At 37.1% G+C, this 15855-nt stretch carries 20 protein-coding genes; 16 read left to right on the top strand and 4 right to left on the bottom strand.

Features of this window, described 5'->3' with window-relative positions:
• The first annotated feature begins 62 nt into the window (after nucleotides 1-62).
• From M3610_RS01990 to M3610_RS01980, 3 genes are all read left to right on the top strand, one after another.
• Nucleotides 63-428, top strand: a complete 366-nt coding sequence (locus M3610_RS01990; RefSeq protein ID WP_251456201.1) for a hypothetical protein — start codon at nucleotides 63-65, stop codon at nucleotides 426-428.
• Between the two features lie 61 nt (nucleotides 429-489).
• Nucleotides 490-933, top strand: coding sequence for a YlbF/YmcA family competence regulator (locus tag M3610_RS01985; RefSeq protein ID WP_098572650.1), 444 nt, complete (start codon nucleotides 490-492; stop codon nucleotides 931-933).
• Nucleotides 934-1092: 159 nt separating this feature from the next.
• Nucleotides 1093-1368: a YlbG family protein gene (locus M3610_RS01980; RefSeq protein WP_251456199.1), complete on the top strand. Its 276-nt coding sequence runs from the start codon at nucleotides 1093-1095 to the stop codon at nucleotides 1366-1368.
• A 36-nt stretch (nucleotides 1369-1404) separates the two neighbouring features.
• Here the strand turns inward: M3610_RS01980 and M3610_RS01975 are convergent, their stop codons facing one another.
• Complete coding sequence (locus M3610_RS01975; RefSeq protein WP_251456197.1) at nucleotides 1405-1794, bottom strand: DUF7147 family protein; 390 nt, start codon at nucleotides 1792-1794, stop codon at nucleotides 1405-1407.
• 415 nt (nucleotides 1795-2209) lie between these two features.
• Here M3610_RS01975 and rsmD point away from each other — a divergent pair, with 415 nt between their 5' ends.
• A complete protein-coding gene (gene rsmD / locus M3610_RS01970) occupies nucleotides 2210-2770 on the top strand; it encodes a 16S rRNA (guanine(966)-N(2))-methyltransferase RsmD (protein ID WP_098572653.1) in 561 nt (186 codons plus the stop codon).
• Nucleotides 2771-2782: 12 nt separating this feature from the next.
• On the top strand, nucleotides 2783-3265 hold the full coding sequence (coaD, locus tag M3610_RS01965; RefSeq protein WP_098572654.1) for a pantetheine-phosphate adenylyltransferase: 483 nt from the start codon (nucleotides 2783-2785) through the stop codon (nucleotides 3263-3265).
• 38 nt (nucleotides 3266-3303) lie between these two features.
• Here the strand turns inward: coaD and ylbJ are convergent, their stop codons facing one another.
• Nucleotides 3304-4518, bottom strand: coding sequence for a sporulation integral membrane protein YlbJ (ylbJ, locus tag M3610_RS01960; RefSeq protein WP_251456195.1), 1215 nt, complete (start codon nucleotides 4516-4518; stop codon nucleotides 3304-3306).
• A gap of 233 nt (nucleotides 4519-4751) precedes the next feature.
• On the opposite strand from ylbJ, the gene M3610_RS01955 reads away from it, so the two are divergent.
• Nucleotides 4752-5531, top strand: a complete 780-nt coding sequence (locus tag M3610_RS01955) for a patatin-like phospholipase family protein (protein WP_251456193.1) — start codon at nucleotides 4752-4754, stop codon at nucleotides 5529-5531.
• 8 nt (nucleotides 5532-5539) lie between these two features.
• Nucleotides 5540-6559 (top strand): SepM family pheromone-processing serine protease, encoded by a 1020-nt coding sequence (locus tag M3610_RS01950; protein WP_251456192.1) that lies wholly within the window; start codon nucleotides 5540-5542, stop codon nucleotides 6557-6559.
• Between the two features lie 116 nt (nucleotides 6560-6675).
• On the opposite strand, the gene M3610_RS01945 is transcribed toward M3610_RS01950, so the two are convergent.
• The gene (locus M3610_RS01945) at nucleotides 6676-7890 is read right to left on the bottom strand and encodes a nucleotidyltransferase (protein WP_251456191.1); all 1215 of its coding nucleotides are present in this window, start codon (nucleotides 7888-7890) and stop codon (nucleotides 6676-6678) included.
• 254 nt (nucleotides 7891-8144) lie between these two features.
• Between M3610_RS01945 and M3610_RS01940 the strand changes: the two genes are divergently transcribed.
• From M3610_RS01940 to M3610_RS01925, 4 genes are all read left to right on the top strand, one after another.
• A complete protein-coding gene (locus M3610_RS01940; protein WP_098572659.1) occupies nucleotides 8145-8666 on the top strand; it encodes a YceD family protein in 522 nt (173 codons plus the stop codon).
• Nucleotides 8667-8755: 89 nt separating this feature from the next.
• Nucleotides 8756-8929, top strand: coding sequence for a 50S ribosomal protein L32 (gene rpmF, locus M3610_RS01935; protein WP_026566356.1), 174 nt, complete (start codon nucleotides 8756-8758; stop codon nucleotides 8927-8929).
• A 112-nt stretch (nucleotides 8930-9041) separates the two neighbouring features.
• Nucleotides 9042-9803, top strand: a complete 762-nt coding sequence (locus M3610_RS01930) for an enoyl-CoA hydratase/isomerase family protein (protein ID WP_251456190.1) — start codon at nucleotides 9042-9044, stop codon at nucleotides 9801-9803.
• An 83-nt stretch (nucleotides 9804-9886) separates the two neighbouring features.
• Complete coding sequence (locus M3610_RS01925; protein ID WP_251456189.1) at nucleotides 9887-10516, top strand: RsfA family transcriptional regulator; 630 nt, start codon at nucleotides 9887-9889, stop codon at nucleotides 10514-10516.
• Nucleotides 10517-10551: 35 nt separating this feature from the next.
• On the opposite strand, the gene M3610_RS01920 is transcribed toward M3610_RS01925, so the two are convergent.
• Entirely contained in the window at nucleotides 10552-11031 is a 480-nt protein-coding gene (locus M3610_RS01920; protein ID WP_098572661.1) for an N-acetyltransferase, read from the bottom strand.
• 236 nt (nucleotides 11032-11267) lie between these two features.
• On the opposite strand from M3610_RS01920, the gene M3610_RS01915 reads away from it, so the two are divergent.
• The 5 genes from M3610_RS01915 to M3610_RS01895 all read left to right on the top strand — a co-directional run bounded on the left by M3610_RS01915 (nucleotide 11268) and on the right by M3610_RS01895 (nucleotide 15808).
• Nucleotides 11268-12605 carry an acetyl-CoA carboxylase biotin carboxylase subunit gene (locus tag M3610_RS01915; protein ID WP_251456188.1) on the top strand — a complete coding sequence of 446 codons (1338 nt, stop codon included), beginning with the start codon at nucleotides 11268-11270 and terminating at the stop codon, nucleotides 12603-12605.
• 13 nt (nucleotides 12606-12618) lie between these two features.
• Nucleotides 12619-12831 (top strand): biotin/lipoyl-containing protein, encoded by a 213-nt coding sequence (locus M3610_RS01910; RefSeq protein ID WP_251456187.1) that lies wholly within the window; start codon nucleotides 12619-12621, stop codon nucleotides 12829-12831.
• A gap of 19 nt (nucleotides 12832-12850) precedes the next feature.
• Nucleotides 12851-14392, top strand: coding sequence for an acyl-CoA carboxylase subunit beta (locus tag M3610_RS01905; RefSeq protein ID WP_251456185.1), 1542 nt, complete (start codon nucleotides 12851-12853; stop codon nucleotides 14390-14392).
• Nucleotides 14393-14513: 121 nt separating this feature from the next.
• The gene (locus tag M3610_RS01900) at nucleotides 14514-15416 is read left to right on the top strand and encodes a 2-dehydropantoate 2-reductase (protein WP_251456183.1); all 903 of its coding nucleotides are present in this window, start codon (nucleotides 14514-14516) and stop codon (nucleotides 15414-15416) included.
• A complete protein-coding gene (locus M3610_RS01895) occupies nucleotides 15413-15808 on the top strand; it encodes a DUF3397 domain-containing protein (protein WP_098572666.1) in 396 nt (131 codons plus the stop codon). Before M3610_RS01900 ends, M3610_RS01895 begins: the two co-directional genes overlap by 4 nt.
• Nucleotides 15809-15855 lie beyond the last annotated feature (47 nt).

Genomic DNA, 15855 nt, shown 5'->3' with positions numbered 1-15855 from the left:
AGGATTAAGACTAAAAAATGAAATGGAGGCGAACAATACAATCAAAGAAGGAGTGAATCAAAATGAAAAAACAGCTTCCGCAGGTAGTCCTTATTATTTTTTTGATTGGAATGCTTTCCGGATTTAATCATATTAAGCCAAGGACCGAAATACCTTCATTATTTGTCCACCACCAAATAAAAGGAGAAACAGTATTAATTAATTGTGTTGTTTCAGGAATTAGTTTTCGCGAAACCGATCATTCAAAGAAGAATTTAGGAAAGCTTGTGATATGGATTGATGGTAAGAAAAAATCAGAAGTTAAAGCGGCAGCATTTATCATTAAAGGGCTTTCGCCGGGCAGCCACAGGGTTAAACTTGAAGTTGTGGATTTAAATAATCAACCGTATGGAATGGAAAAAGAATTTATGGTAAATATCACTAGATAAACTGTATTTTTCGCATTACTAACACTTTCATGTTAAAATATCATTGGAGGTGGGCGTAATCGTGCTTGCTACATTAGAAAGAGTTGAATTATTGGAACAGGCTGAACAACTAGCAAAAATGGTTCTGGAATCCGAAATTGCAGAACAATATCAAATTTGTTTATATAAATTGCAAAGTAATAGGGAGTCACAGCGTAAAATAAAGCGTTTTGTTAGTCTAAAGGAATTATATGATGAGGTTCAACGCTTTGGAAAATACCATCCTGATTATAAAAAAGTAATGACCCAAATCCGCGAAAGTAAAAGAGAAATGGATTTGGATCCATTAGTAGCGGAGTTTAAATTGGCAGAAAATGACCTGCAAGACCTTCTAGATGCAATCAGCATCATCGTAGGTGGTGCTGTTTCAGAACATATAAAAGTCCCAACCGGCAACCAGTTTTTCGAAACAAATTCCAACCATAGGAGCGGCTGTGGCGGTGGAGGAAGTTGTGGGTGTGGATGAGAAAATCAGCTAATGTTAGCTGATTTTTTTTCTCTAGAGTACAGTAAATATTTTTTTACTACCATATAATATGGATAAGAATTAAAGTTTGAATTGAAATGAAGCGTTTTTATATGCTAGACTTAGTTAAAATGATGGTTCTGTTGAAGGGGAAATAGTATGTTTGTTCAAAGACAAGGATTGGTGGTTTGGCTTTACTCATTAAAACAAGCTAAAATGCTTAGACGCTTCGGAAATGTACATTATGTTTCAAAAAAGCTAAAATATGTTGTACTGTATTGTAATCAACAAGAAGTAAATGAGATTATGGAAAAGTTGAATTCTTTTTCGTTTGTAAAAAAAGTAGAACCTTCATATAAACCATTCTTAAGAATGGAGTATGAAAATTCAGCACCCGATAAAGCAAAAGAATATGATTATAAAATGGGTATTTAAAAAGGTGAGGGAATATATATAGTCCCTCACCTTTTCCTATTGTAGTGGTAATAAATAATGATTAAGCCTGAGAATCCCAATTAGGTATTGGAAATAAAGTTCCTTTTCATAAAAGATGGAAGATGGCTTTACCGATAGTTCGTGAATTTGTTTATTATACACGGCAGCGGTTTGGGCAAAAAGTTCATACCTTTTATTAGGAGAATAATTTGGATTCGGAATGCCCTCACGACAAACATAAAGTGGTTGGAACTTTCCTGGGTCAGTAGGTTTTAAAATAACGACCAAGGAAGTTAGTTCTCTGCCATCTAATTTTGTGTGAAGTGCAAGCAGATGTTGAAGACGGTGCTGATTGGCATTAATAAGTTCTAGTAATTCATATAAATCTGAATAGCCCTCACCTAATTCAATAAAACGCTGGATCAATTAAAACGCTCCTTTAGAATGAATCAATACTTCAATACATCAATACTTTATCACTTAAAAAGGATTTTTTGAATAAAAAACAAAAAAAACCTGCAGAACTTTCTGCAGGGTCCTTCCACATCCTCATAAAGGATAGAAGGCAAAGGGAGAGGAGAAACCGGAGGAAGAACTTATGGGGAAACGTAAGTCTTCTCCGCGGTTGGCAACAACATCCTCGAATTGATGTTGTTAATTACATTATTTCCACAACCCAAAAGCTTATACGTGTTTTATGATAAAATTTCGAGATATAACAATCTTTGTTGTGCTTCGACAAAATAATTAAGATATCATCCACAGAAATTGTCTAGTTTTAATAAACTATGGTAGGATGAATTAAGAAATTATTTCTGAAAAAATGTGTGGTGATTGGTAAGTGAGAGTGGTTTCAGGCAGTTGTAAAGGAAGACCGCTGAAAGCAGTTCCCGGAAATACGACGAGGCCGACAACGGATAAGGTCAAAGAAGCTATATTTAATATGATTGGTCCTTATTTTGATGGAGGGATTGGGTTAGACCTGTTTGCTGGCAGTGGTGGATTAGGTTTGGAGGCACTTAGCAGAGGATTGGATAAAATTATATTTATTGATCGAGAGCCAAAAGCCATTCAAGTGATTCAAGAAAACATAAAAGCCTGTAAATTTGAGGACCAGACAGAGGTTTACCGTAATGATGCTGACAGAGCACTTAAGGCTCTCATTAAAAGAGAGATTTGCTTTGATTACATATTTTTAGATCCGCCATACAAAAAACAGCAACTGGTCAATTTAATGGAAAAGATGGATAATCAGAATGTAGTCAACAAGGATGGAATCGTTGTATGTGAGCATGGCTTTGATGTTGAATTACCGAAAGCAGTAGGACGATTTAGCCAAATTAAACATGAAAAGTATGGGATGATTGCCGTAACGATTTATATTCGAACAGATATTGAGTAAGGGGGAATCAATTTGACGAAAATAGCCGTTTGTCCAGGAAGCTTTGATCCAATTACATTTGGTCACTTAGATATTATTAGAAGAGGTGCCAAAGTATTTGATACCGTTTATGTTAGCGTTTTAAATAATTCATCTAAAAATCCATTATTTACTGTTGAAGAGCGAATGAATCTCATCAAGGCTGTAACAAAAGATCTTCCGAATGTTAAAGTAGATGTTCATTCAGGCTTACTGGTTGATTATGCAAAGGCAGTTAATGCTAATGCCATCATCCGTGGATTGCGGGCAGTTTCGGACTTTGAGTACGAAATGCAAATTACTTCGATGAATAGAGTGCTAAATGATGAGATTGAAACCTTTTTTATCATGACGAATAATCAATATTCCTTCTTAAGCTCAAGTATTGTTAAAGAAGTGGCGAAATATAATGGGGATATTTCGTCCCTAGTCCCGCCAATTGTTGAAAAAGAATTACAAAAGAAGTTTAAAGGGTAAATGAAAAAAGAGCCAGGCTATGCATGCCAGCTCTTTTATTATTGTTTTTTCAATCGGGAAAACAAAATAAGCACATAAACTATGAGTGAGATGATGGTGATAATCGGCCCAATGACAATCATTTTATGAAATAGAGGGTCTGCCCATGAGCCATTCTCGAAAAAGCTGACTGGCAAGGCATTTGAAGGCTGTTCATTCCCATTAAAACGCAAATAAACGGGCTTCCATAAGATCAATGCAAACAAACTTGCGAAAATACCTTGAAGGATTCTCGCCATAAAAAATGGTTTAAATCTAATATCTGTTTGTGCCAGGATACTAGCAACTTGGGCTTGGACACTAAAACCACTGAAGGCTAAGATAAAGCTGGTAATCATCGCTTTTTGTAAAAGTGTTGCATCTGGAGTTTGACTCGTTAATTGACTGCCTAAAGTGATCTCAAATAAACCTGAAATAAACGGAATACTTAACATTTCAGGGAAGGACAGCGCAGATAGCAGCACCTCAATAGATTTTGCTAATGTGGCCGTAATATGTAAATGATAAAGTATTTTGTTTATCACAGAGAAAAGAATGATAAACCCGCCAACCATTAATAAGGTTTGAATAGAAGAATTAACGGCATCCCCAAGTAGTTTTCCAATTGGTCGATTATCTTTTAGTCTCGTTTGATGCAAGGCTGATAAAGCTGAACGGATTTTAAACTTTTTTCTTTTCGTAGGGATTTCATCAGGTGATTCTTTTCCATAAAAGCGCATGATTAACCCAACACAAATATTTCCTAAATAATGAGATAGTGCAAGGATTACCCCTAAATGTGGATTATAGAAAAATCCTACCGAAACAGCCCCGAAAATAAATAATGGATTTGATGAATTTGTGAAAGAAACAAGTCTTTCCGCTTCAATTCGTGTTAACTGGCCTTCTTCTCTTAATCTTGCTGTGAACTTTGCTCCAGCAGGAAATCCAGAAGCCATCCCCATAGCCCAAACAAATCCGCCCACACCAGGAACCTTGAAAAGAGGTCTCATTAGTGGTTCCAATAATACACCAATAAATTTTACAACCCCGAAGCCAATTAACATTTCAGAAACAATAAAAAATGGTAATAAGGATGGAAAAACTATTTCCCACCACATATTTAGGCCACGGATAGATGCATCCAAGGACTCTTGTGGATAAAATATTAGCGAGCCAGCTAGAATGGTGACGGATATGGATAAAAAAATTGTTTTTAATTTGGACCGAAACAATGAAGAGACCTCCTCCCGAGGAAATCGTTGAACTGTGCAATCGATTAAATGAATGGTAAAATAAAGAAATATTCCATCCTGACTTGTCCTCATATAACTCAAATATACTCATAGAACGTTTATTTAGACCATAAGATTGAACGAGATTTCACTTTTACATGGAAGGAATTCGTAAAGTCCGTCAATTAAGAAATCAATTATTTTGATTAGGTATTGATAGGAGGTCTATAATTATGGAGCACCCAAAAATTGGCTTGGCGCTTGGTTCAGGAGGTGCACGCGGGTTTGCTCATTTAGGTGTCATTAAAGCATTAATAGACGCTGGAATTCCGATTCATCTGATTGCTGGCAGCAGTATGGGAGCACTAGTTGCAAGTTTTTACGGTGCAGGTATTGATATGGATCGGTTATATAAATTATCCACTGCCTTTAAGAGGAAGTACTTTTTGGACTTTACAGTTCCAAAAATGGGTTTTATTTCAGGTAAAAAGGTAAAGGAATTTATTAAGGTATTTACCCACGGTAAAAATATTGAGGAGCTCTCGATTCCAATTGGAATCGTCGCTACTGATTTATTGACGGGTGAAAAGGTGGTATTTAAAAAGGGTCCAGTTGCAGATGCAGTCCGGGCAAGCATTTCGATACCCGGAATTTTTGTGCCCGAAAAATATAATGGCAGAATCCTTGTAGATGGCGGCGTATCTGATCGCGTTCCTGTTTCTGTCGCTAAAGAGATGGGGGCAGATATCGTTATCGCTGTAGATGTTTCAAGGGTAAAGAGGAACGCAGAAATTACCTCTATCTATGATGTCATCATGCAGAGTATTGATATTATGCAAGCAGAGATAATTAACAATCGGGAAATTGCTGCAAGTGTAATGCTTCGTCCCCCTGTCGAAACTTATAGTTCACGAGCCTTTACAAATATTGAAGAGATTATTAATATAGGCGAGGCTGAAGCGAAAAAACATCTAACGCAAATAAAAACCGTGATTGAACAGTGGAAGGGGTAAAAATTGCGATGCGCAAAAAAATATATATAGGGTCCGCACTAGTTATTACGATTATCTTTGTTTGGGGAATGTTTTATTCATTGCCTTACTATGTTTCCAAACCGGGAATGGCGAAGGAACTGGGACCAATCATCAGTGTTGAAGGCGGCGATAAGGATGAAGGAAATTTTATGCTTACGACGGTTAGAATGGGTAGAGCTAATGTTTTCTCTTATATAGAAGCAAAAGTTAGAAAATATGAGGAGCTTTATCCACTTGATATGATATTAAATAAAAAAGAAACCGAAGAAGAATACAATGTACGACAGCTCCATCTTATGGCGGGTTCGAAATTAAATGCCATTGAGGTAGCTTACCGGAAAGCGGGTCTGCCTGTTAAATATAAATATAAGGGAATTTATGTGGTTCAAGTGATTCCTGATATGCCTGCATATGGCAAACTTTCCGCGGGTGATCGGATTTTTAAAGTGGATGGGAAGCAATTTCCTTCCTCGGAAAAATTCATTGATTACGTGAGTAATAAACATGCTGGTGACAAGGTAGAATTAACCTATTTACGAAATAAAAGTACAAAGACTGTTACATTAAAACTCCAAGCTTTTAAAGAAGATCCTCGAAAGGTTGGAATTGGGATTTCGCTCGTTGATGATAAAGAAATAATGGTTGATCCAAAAGTTAAGGTAAAGACGGATGAAATTGGTGGACCTTCCGCAGGATTCATGTTTTCTTTAGAAATCTATAACCAGTTGACCGACGGTGACCTGACAAAAGGGTATCAGATTGCAGGTACAGGGACCATTGAAGTGGATGGGACGGTTGGTCCTATAGGGGGAATTGAACAAAAAATAGTTGCAGCGGACAAAGCAGGCGCAGAAATCTTTTTAGCCCCGAATGAAAAAGGAATAAAGAGTTCCAATTACCGGGATGCTGTAAAGACGGCCCGTGAGATAAAAACCAACATGAAAATTGTTCCTATTGATACATTTGACGAAGCTGTTAGCTACTTAGAAAAGCTAAAGGAAAAATAATAAAAAGATGGTGCGCCTGCATCATCTTTTTATTATGGTTAAGTTAAGAAATATTGTTGACTTTGGCATCCTGTTGATTGGAGCGGAAATCAACAGGCCCTGTTTAACAGAGCTTTTTACTTTATATAAATCGGTGGCTGCTGATATTCTTGATGGATCATTTTATTTTTTAAATGGATAGGGAGCCCAAGTGAAAAAACCCTTGCTGCTTTAATATCTAGGTTAATCTCTTTTCCTTTAAAAGAAGAAAGTTTCGATATTAGGGGGAGACTAAGATGAGCCTTGTTTTTATTTAGGTATTCTTTGCCCTTGGTGGTCATACCAAGAAGTCTTAAATAAGAGGCTTTTTCTGAGATCATTGCCATGTCCTCTTTTTTTGAATTAGTTAATATATGAACACATAATCTTTGCAGTCTTGTCCAAGTATAACGTTTCGTTTTAATTTTTTGCATAAACTCAAGATATGTATCAGCCTCTCGTGCCGCAGAGAGAAGTCTATTTTCAAGCCCCTCTTCCATTTCATAAATATTCCTCAGCTCTTCAGGGCTCGAATGAATTAAACGAAATTGAAGATAACTCCAATAGTTTTCCCATTGGTGAAATACTTGATAAAATTGTAAATATTCATTTAGCAATTGTTTGGTAGCCTTTGGTACATATTGGTCTATAGCAGATTTTCCATCGCTATCAGCAAAGATAGCTTTTCGGATACTGGTTGCACTTGCAATCGTTGCAGAGGTAAAATCCTGATCATGGTAGTTAGCGTTTTTTCGAGGTATCGTCATTGGGATGACATTCGACTTTTGTTGTTTTATAGCTTTTATGTATTCGAGTCCAAGTATATTATTTGGCTTAGCTAAATCCAAATATTTATCCGAATCTGGCAATTGCCCAAATGCAAGGGATAAAGCTTTCGGATAACTGACACCTGTGCTTAGGAACTGTTTAATGTTTTCATTAAATAGATGTTGCTTCGCTTCTAAGTGATCAATTGTACGAAAGAAATCGGATATGTCTCCGCTCTCGCTTCCAAAACAGAGGCAATGAGTGCCCACTGCATCCAAAATTGAAACAGCACCATTTGCGAAGGTTTCTGCTTTTTGAGTGGCGAAGCAATAAGGTAGTTCAAAAACAATATCTACTCCATTTAACAATGCCATTTTGGTTCGCTGCCATTTGGACACAAGTGCAGGTTCCCCGCGCTGTAAAAAGTTCCCGCTCATTACTGCAATAACAATATCAGCTTCTGCTGCTTCCTTAGATGCCTGTAAATGATAGGCATGCCCATTATGAAAAGGGTTGTACTCTACGATTAATCCAACAGCTCTCATTTGTTTTCTCCTTAAAACTTTAAAATCTGTGTGATTTTTGCTTTTCTTAACATTATAGCAATATTTTAAGGAAACCAATCAAATTATATGGTAAGATATTAAGGATGTTTGCAAAAGGCTAATTTGGTTAAACTAGTATTGGAAACAGATAGGTGCATTTTGCTTTTTAATCATCTGACGGGGTGTAAAGAAAAAACATTGACAAAAAATTTATCGAAGGCTATAATTACCTTTGTTGCCTTGGGGTGATTCAATTGAAATGGACATTAAGTCAATTACAAAAATATCGAAACAAGGAATTTATTATTGATGAGATAGTTCGTGTGGATGAGATCAAACAAGATGATCCAACCATCCGGGAAGTTTCTCCGATGCATATTACAGGTCGGGGCGATATCGATTCAACAAAAGTAACGTTCCATTTAAAAATCGAAGGTTACTTAATACTTCCATGTTCTCGTACTTTAGTGGATGTTAAACTTCCAATTAATGTCGAAACAACTGAAACGTTTCTCTTGCAAGGTTCAGTTTATGAAACTGAAGAGGAAGCATATCAAGTGAAAGGTGAAGTGATTGATGTGATGCCGATCCTTCGAGAGATTCTTTTACTTGAGGTACCAATGCAAGTTTTTTGCGAAGATGTTAATCGTGAAGATGCTGCTCCACAATCTGGCAAGGATTGGGAAGTTGTTCATGGAGAAGATCAATCTAAAAAAATTGATCCGAGACTAGCAGGTCTCGCAAAGTTTTTCGATGAAAACAATTCTTCTTCGTAAATTTAATCGACAAATCTAAGAAGCAAAGTGAAGACCCAGCATTCCTGGCCTTCATTACTTTCTTAATACTCTTTAAGGAGGTGGGAAGAATGGCTGTACCTTTTAGAAGGACTTCTAAAACTGCAAAAAGAAAACGTCGTACTCATTTTAAATTAAACGTACCTGGTATGGTAAGCTGCCCAAACTGTGGTGAAATGAAACTTTCACACCGTGTATGTAAAGCTTGCGGAACATACAAAGGAAAAGATGTAGTGAACGACTAATTTTAAGGTAAGATAGAAAGCACAAGGGTTTATTTCCCTTGTGCTTTCGTCGTTTCTTTGGATTTATACATACTCATTTTTGCGAAATAATAAAGAAGGGCTGTGTTATAGGTTGTCGTACAAGATTGAAAAACGTGATAAGGGTTATTTGGTATTTACCATTACTAGAAGTGAAAAAAGAAATGCTATTAATTTTGAAGTCATGGAAGGATTGGCTGAAGCAATAAAAAGATCTTTTCACCCTGATATTAAGGCACTAGTTATTACCGGAGAAGATGATCTTGCTTTTTGTTCAGGGGGAGACTTGTCTGTTTTTCATTCCCTTCGTACAAAGGAAGAAGCTTATAGGATGCTCTCAAAGATGGCGAATATCCTTTATTCGCTGCTTACATTGCCTATTCCGACTATTGCTCTCATTAATGGAACAGCAGTTGGCGGTGGTTGTGAACTTGCGGCTGCTTGCGATTATCGTATTGCGCGAGAAGGTATATTGGCAGGGTTTATCCAAGGAAAGCAAGCGATAACAACGGGATGGGGCGGAGGTTCAATTTTAGCAGAAAAGCTGCCTGCTTCTATTGCAATGAAGCTTTTAATGGAAGCAGAGCTCCAAACTGCCTCATATTTAAAGAAAATTGGGTTTATTAACTCACTGTACACGGATGACTCTCTCCAGGCTTGTGATAGATACCTTGGACAGATGATATCTAACGATATAAGTGTACTAAAATCCTATAAAAGAATTTGGATTAGAAAGTGGGAAGAAACAAAACTGCGTGAAAGAATAGATGAAGAGATTAGAGAGTGTGCAATCCTTTGGGAAAGCGAAATTCATCATGAATATGTAAATGCGTTTATACGAAAAAACAATGAATAAAGATGAAAAACACAGGGCTTGATTAAGTCTATCTTTTCTAGTAGATGCATATGTATTATAAAAACACTAGGAGGGATGATTTCATGTCACCGACTCGACAAGATGCATGGTCCCAAGATGAAGACTTGTTGCTTGCTGAGGTTGTGTTACGACACATCCGGGAAGGCGGGACGCAACTGCAAGCATTCGAAGAAGTAGGGAAGCAGCTCACACGTACTTCAGCAGCCTGTGGCTTTCGTTGGAATTCGTTTGTTAGAAAACAATATAAATCGGGCATTGAGTTGGCTAAAAAGCAGCGTAAAGAGTTAAAAAAACAGCCAGTTTCAAATGAAATAGAATCATTTGAAGAACCAGTTAAAGTAGAAGCTGTTCCCTCTCCAACAGGAAATGAACAAGGAAGCACAATTACATTTTCGACGGTGATCCATTTTTTAGAGGGACTCCAACAAAAAGCACTAGCCTCATCCAACAATGAAGCGGAACGGAAGAAATCTAATGAAAAAATCAAAGAGTTGGAAAAAAAGGCATACTACTTGGCAGCAGAAAACGAAAGATTATCTAAAAATTTAAAGGCTATTGAAGAGGATTATCGTTCGTTAATTGAAATTATGGAAAGAGCTCGGAAAATGGTAGTTCTTCAAGATGAGGACCGGCAACAAAAAGTAAAATTCCAGATGGACAAAAATGGTAACCTCGAAAGAGTAGAAAAGTAGAAAAAGCGGACCAAATGTCCGCTTTTTTATTTGGATTAATTATGCTGTTGTGCCTCTACGCCTGAAGGGTACCAAACCAATGGATTTTCTCCGCGGTCACGCTCCATATCGTAATCGACATTCGCAAAGCCCATCTTTTCCCAAAAATCTCTTGATTGTACTCTTGGATTCGTCTTAATCGGGAGACCAAAGCTGCTTTTCGCAAATTCGACAAGCGCCTTGCCATAACCCTTACCTTGATAATCCGGTAATACCTCAAGTTTCCATAACTCTAAGTAATTTTGCGGCGGATAAAAATAGCGGTCAAACTTTGCATCAATTTGGTATAGACTCATTCGAGCTACTAATTTGTCTCCAAAATAAATTCCGTAAAAAGGTGAGTCACTATTATTATCAACCATATTTGCTTCAAGATCTTCAAGCATTGATAATTCTTGAATCCCATATTCTTTGAATTTTTTAAACTCTTCTAGTGTTTTAAAATTTACTTTGAGTCTTTCCACTTTTACTGCCATAGTCAACCTCCTAAATATGATTACTCATAATCTTGTATATATTCATTTGCTCTTGAATAACATGAACTGAAGTAATTTTGGCATTTTTCAAATGAATCACTCTAATTATATAACAAAAACTCAAAAAATTCTTCAAATAAGTTCGGAAAGCGTTTTCAAAAATTTGCAGGAAATTCAAAGAATCGTGTAGAAACATATAAATGGTGGAATAAACAGGGTACGAAAGGGGAAAAAGCGTGCAAAAAATTTTAATTGCTAATCGAGGAGAAATTGCCCTTCGGATTATTCGAACCTGTCAGGAGATGGGGATTGAAACAATTGCTATTTATTCCGAGGCTGATAAGGAAATGCCCTTTGTAAAAGCAGCAACTATGGCTTTCTGTGTGGGGGAGCCTCCTGTAAACAAGTCCTATCTACAAGTAGATAAAATTTTAGAAATAGCAAAACGAGAGAAAGTAGATGCAATTCACCCTGGTTACGGCTTTTTATCTGAAAATGCTACATTTGCTAAACGAGCATTAGAGGAAGGTATTATTTTTATCGGCCCGAACCCGGCAACTATTGAATTAATGGGTGACAAAATTATTTCTCGTCAGACGATGGAAAAGGCGGGTGTCCCGGTGGTTCCCGGCAGTGGCTGCGGTATAAAAGCTATTGAGGAAGCAATTGTTCTTGCAGATACAATCGGCTTCCCAGTTATGCTGAAGGCAAGCGGCGGCGGCGGCGGGATAGGAATGGTATTTTGTGAAGATGAGCAAGCGCTCGTTAAGTCTTTTGCCCAGACAAAAGCAAGAGCAATGGCCTATTTTGGCTCTGACGAAGTCTTTATCGAGAAGTATATCAAAGATGCAAGACATGTCGAAGTCCAGGTGTTTGGAGACAGCCATGGAAATATTGTTCATTTGTTTGAAAGAAACTGTTCTGTTCAAAGAAGACATCAAAAAGTAATTGAGGAATCTCCGTCACCTTGTTTATCGGACCATTCTCGAAATATGATGTTTGAAACAGCCTTAAAAGCGGCGAGTGCTGTTAATTATACAAATGCAGGAACTATTGAATTTATTGTTGATGAAAAGGAAAATTTTTATTTTCTAGAAATGAACACTCGCCTTCAGGTTGAACATCCGGCAACTGAAATGATAACTGGTCTCGATTTAGTGAAATGGCAAATCCTCATCTCTCGAGGTGAACGGTTACCATTGCTCCAAGATGAAATCACATTGTCAGGTCACGCTATTGAATTTAGGCTTTATGCTGAAGACCCTGTTCGTTTTTTTCCGTCGCCAGGTAAAATCAGCAGGCTTGAATGGAGTCATTCGGCGGGAGTAAGAATTGATTCAGGTTATGATGAAGGAAGTGTGGTTACACCGTTCTATGATCCAATGATTGCGAAAGTTATTATTCACAATGAAACACGTGTAAAAGCATTAGAAGAAGCGGTTCGCTTCTTTAAAGACTTAAAAATTGAAGGGATTAAAACTAATGCACCACTTTTCCTTAATGTACTAACAGATAATGATTTTCAAAAGGGAAAGTACACCACAAGCTTTTTAACCAAAAAATTAGTGAACTAGGGGGAGAATGAAAATGAAAGAAATAACAGCAAGTATGGCAGGTACTGTTTTAAATATATTCACAACAAAAGGGAATCAAGTACAACTTGGTCAGGAAGTCGTGATGCTTGAATCTATGAAAATGGAAATTCCAATTGAAAGCACTTCAGAAGGTTTAGTATTAGATGTAAAAGTAAGCATTGGTGATTTCGTTAATGAAGGCGACGTATTGATCGTCCTAGAATAAAGTTTGAGGGGTGAAAATCATGTCTGTAACCAATACATTGAATGAGCAGTTAAATGAGAACCGTAAAATAATTGAAGCTGGTGGACATCCAAAATATCATGAGAAGGCAAAAGAGCAAAAGAAGTTGTTTGTTCGTGAACGTCTTGCCTTATTGTTCGATGAAGGTAAATACGAAGAAGATGGTAAATTTGCCAATTTTCAAGCTGGTGATCTTCCTGCAGATGGTGTTGTCACGGCGATTGGGAAAATTAATGGCCAAACGGTTTGTGTTATGGCGAATGATTCAACCGTTAAAGCTGGTTCATGGGGAGCCAGGACAGTTGAAAAGATTCTTCGTATTCAAGAAGTTGCCGAAAAACTAAAGGTTCCATTATTCTACCTTGTTGATTCAGCCGGGGCTAGAATAACAGATCAGTTAGAGATGTTTCCAAATCGTCGCGGGGCAGGAAGAATCTTCTACAATCAAGTGAAACTTTCCGGGATGATTCCCCAGGTTTGTATTTTGTTTGGCCCTTCCGCGGCTGGTGGAGCATACATTCCTGCCTTTTGTGATATCGTCATCATGGTTGACCAAAATGCTTCTATGTATTTGGGGTCACCAAGGATGGCTGAAAAAGTAATCGGTGAAAAGGTTACACTTGAGGAAATGGGCGGTGCGCGGATGCATTGTTCAGTCTCAGGCTGTGGGGATATTCTCGCTTATAGCGAAGAGGAAGCAATCGAGTCAGCCAAAAAATATATCAGCTACTTCCCAGCAAGCTTTAAAGAAAAACCAAAGATGACACCTGGTGTAGAAGCAAAACAAGGCCGCGAGCTGGAAGCGATTATCCCAGAAAACCAAAACGCTCCGTTTGATATGTATGAATGTATTGATAAACTTGTGGATAATTCAAGTTTTTATGAAATTAAGAAATTGTTTGCCCCTGAATTGATAACGGGGTTAGCAAGAATCGATGGAAGACCGATTGGAATTATTGCTAATCAGCCGAAAGTGAAAGGCGGTGTTTTATTTGTAGATTCTGCAGATAAAGCAGCAAAATTCATTCAACTCTGTGATGCTTTTCATATTCCGCTTTTATTTTTGGCAGATGTACCTGGGTTCATGATTGGAACAAAGGTGGAGCGTGCGGGCATTATTCGTCATGGGGCCAAGTTAATTGCAGCGATGAGTTCGGCCACTGTCCCGAAAATTTCTGTCATTGTTCGAAAAGCCTATGGTGCTGGTCTATATGCTATGGCTGGCCCAGCTTTTGAGCCGGATTGCTGTATCGCTTTACCGACCGCACAAATTGCAGTTATGGGTCCAGAAGCAGCAGTCAATGCTGTTTATTCGAACAAAATTAATCAAATAGAAGACCAGAAAGAAAAAATAGCTTTTGTCCAAGAAAAGCATAAAGAATATAAAGAACATATCGACATTTATAAGTTAGCATCGGAATTAATTGTTGATGAAATTGTCGCACCAACAGAATTACGAAATGTTTTGATTCAACGCTTTGCTTATTATGAAACCAAGGATTTTAATTTTAGCATACGTAAGCATCCGGTATACCCCGTTTAACTTTATTGGCCCTATTCGGTGTTTGTCGAATAGGGCTTAATTTTTTTCTAATTCTTAGTAACAAACTATCGTCAGCTTCTGATAGAATATGGGTAAAGACGACTAAAAAAGAGGGATTACCATGAGGGTTGGAATTATTGGTGCTGGGTCAATTGGCCTCCTATTCGCAGCGTATTTTAGCAGGATAGTAGATGTTACGGTATACACTAGAACACCAGAACAAGCAACAGAGATAATTAAATATGGAATTGTGCTGAAGAAAAACGGGGAACAAACAATTTCCAACACGAAGGCATTGCCAATAAACGAATGGAAGGGAATTGAGGATCTTACCATCATTTCCGTTAAGCAATATCAACTTCGGCCAATTATTGAAAAAATTAATCAGTTGCCCATTCTTCCTAACAATCTCTTATTTTTACAGAATGGTATGGGCCATTTAAAACAGCTTGAAACCATCCCGAACACTAATATTTTTGTTGGTGCAGTTGAGCACGGAGCGCTGAAGGAAAATTCATATACCGTTTCCCATAATGGTGAAGCTGTGACTAAAGTGGCTGTATTTAAAGGGAACCCAACATTTTTGTTTGATTGTATTTCTTTTGCACCATTGGAATTTCCACTTGTTTTTAAGGAGGATTATTTTACAATGCTGCAGAGTAAACTAGTTGTCAATGCCGTTATTAATCCATTAACCGCCATCCTCGAGGTGGAAAATGGCAAATTAATAAAAAATGAATACTATTTTCAGGTCCTAAAGAATTTATATTCCGAGGTATCTTCAATTTTAAATTTAGATAATACTGAAGAACAGTTGCAGCAAATTATTACTATTTGTAATAATACTTCTGCTAATCGTTCCTCCATGCTTAAAGATATAGAAGCACACAGAATGACAGAAGTGGATGCAATATTGGGATATATTTTAGAAGTGGCAGAACATAAAGGGATGAAGTCACCTCAAGTGGCTAACCTATATTACTTAATTAAAGGAAAAGAGATGATAAAGGAGGAATACGCTTGATTACTTTTCTATCCTATTTCATTTCTGTTTTCTTTGCGATACCATTTTTAGGATTCCTGTTTGTTTTTATAGTCACGAAACTCGTGACAAAAAGCACGCGAAAGGCAGTGCATATATCACTAGATTCTACAACATTTCTATTTATAATATCTGTTCATTTTTTAATTGTAACTATATGGGAAAAATCATATTTTTGGGTAATAATATTAATTATGATTTTAATAGCGATGATTTTTGTGTTGGTTCATTGGAAAGTAAAAGAAGAAATTCTCATAAAAAAAGTGATAAAGGGTTTTTGGCGTTTTAATTTTCTCCTGTTTCTTCTTGCTTACCTCACCTTAACATTATATGGATTAATTCATCGAGCATTGATTTTTACTTTTACCAACTGAATTATAAGCCAAAGTTTTTTCAAATTAAGTTGGTAGTGGTATACTCT

It is taken from the genome of Neobacillus sp. MER 74, from assembly GCF_023714155.1.
This window is presented reverse-complemented; position numbering and strand designations above follow the sequence as displayed.

Coding starts and splice junctions, on each gene's coding strand:
- M3610_RS01990 (WP_251456201.1), top strand. CDS start 63: ATGAAAAAACAGCTTCCGCAGGTAGTCCTTATTATTTTTTTGATTGGA.
- M3610_RS01980 (WP_251456199.1), top strand. CDS start 1,093: ATGTTTGTTCAAAGACAAGGATTGGTGGTTTGGCTTTACTCATTAAAA.
- M3610_RS01955 (WP_251456193.1), top strand. CDS start 4,752: ATGGAGCACCCAAAAATTGGCTTGGCGCTTGGTTCAGGAGGTGCACGC.
- M3610_RS01950 (WP_251456192.1), top strand. CDS start 5,540: ATGCGCAAAAAAATATATATAGGGTCCGCACTAGTTATTACGATTATC.
- M3610_RS01945 (WP_251456191.1), bottom strand. CDS start 7,890: ATGAGAGCTGTTGGATTAATCGTAGAGTACAACCCTTTTCATAATGGG.
- rpmF (WP_026566356.1), top strand. CDS start 8,756: ATGGCTGTACCTTTTAGAAGGACTTCTAAAACTGCAAAAAGAAAACGT.
- M3610_RS01925 (WP_251456189.1), top strand. CDS start 9,887: ATGTCACCGACTCGACAAGATGCATGGTCCCAAGATGAAGACTTGTTG.
- M3610_RS01920 (WP_098572661.1), bottom strand. CDS start 11,031: ATGGCAGTAAAAGTGGAAAGACTCAAAGTAAATTTTAAAACACTAGAA.
- M3610_RS01910 (WP_251456187.1), top strand. CDS start 12,619: ATGAAAGAAATAACAGCAAGTATGGCAGGTACTGTTTTAAATATATTC.
- M3610_RS01905 (WP_251456185.1), top strand. CDS start 12,851: ATGTCTGTAACCAATACATTGAATGAGCAGTTAAATGAGAACCGTAAA.
- M3610_RS01900 (WP_251456183.1), top strand. CDS start 14,514: ATGAGGGTTGGAATTATTGGTGCTGGGTCAATTGGCCTCCTATTCGCA.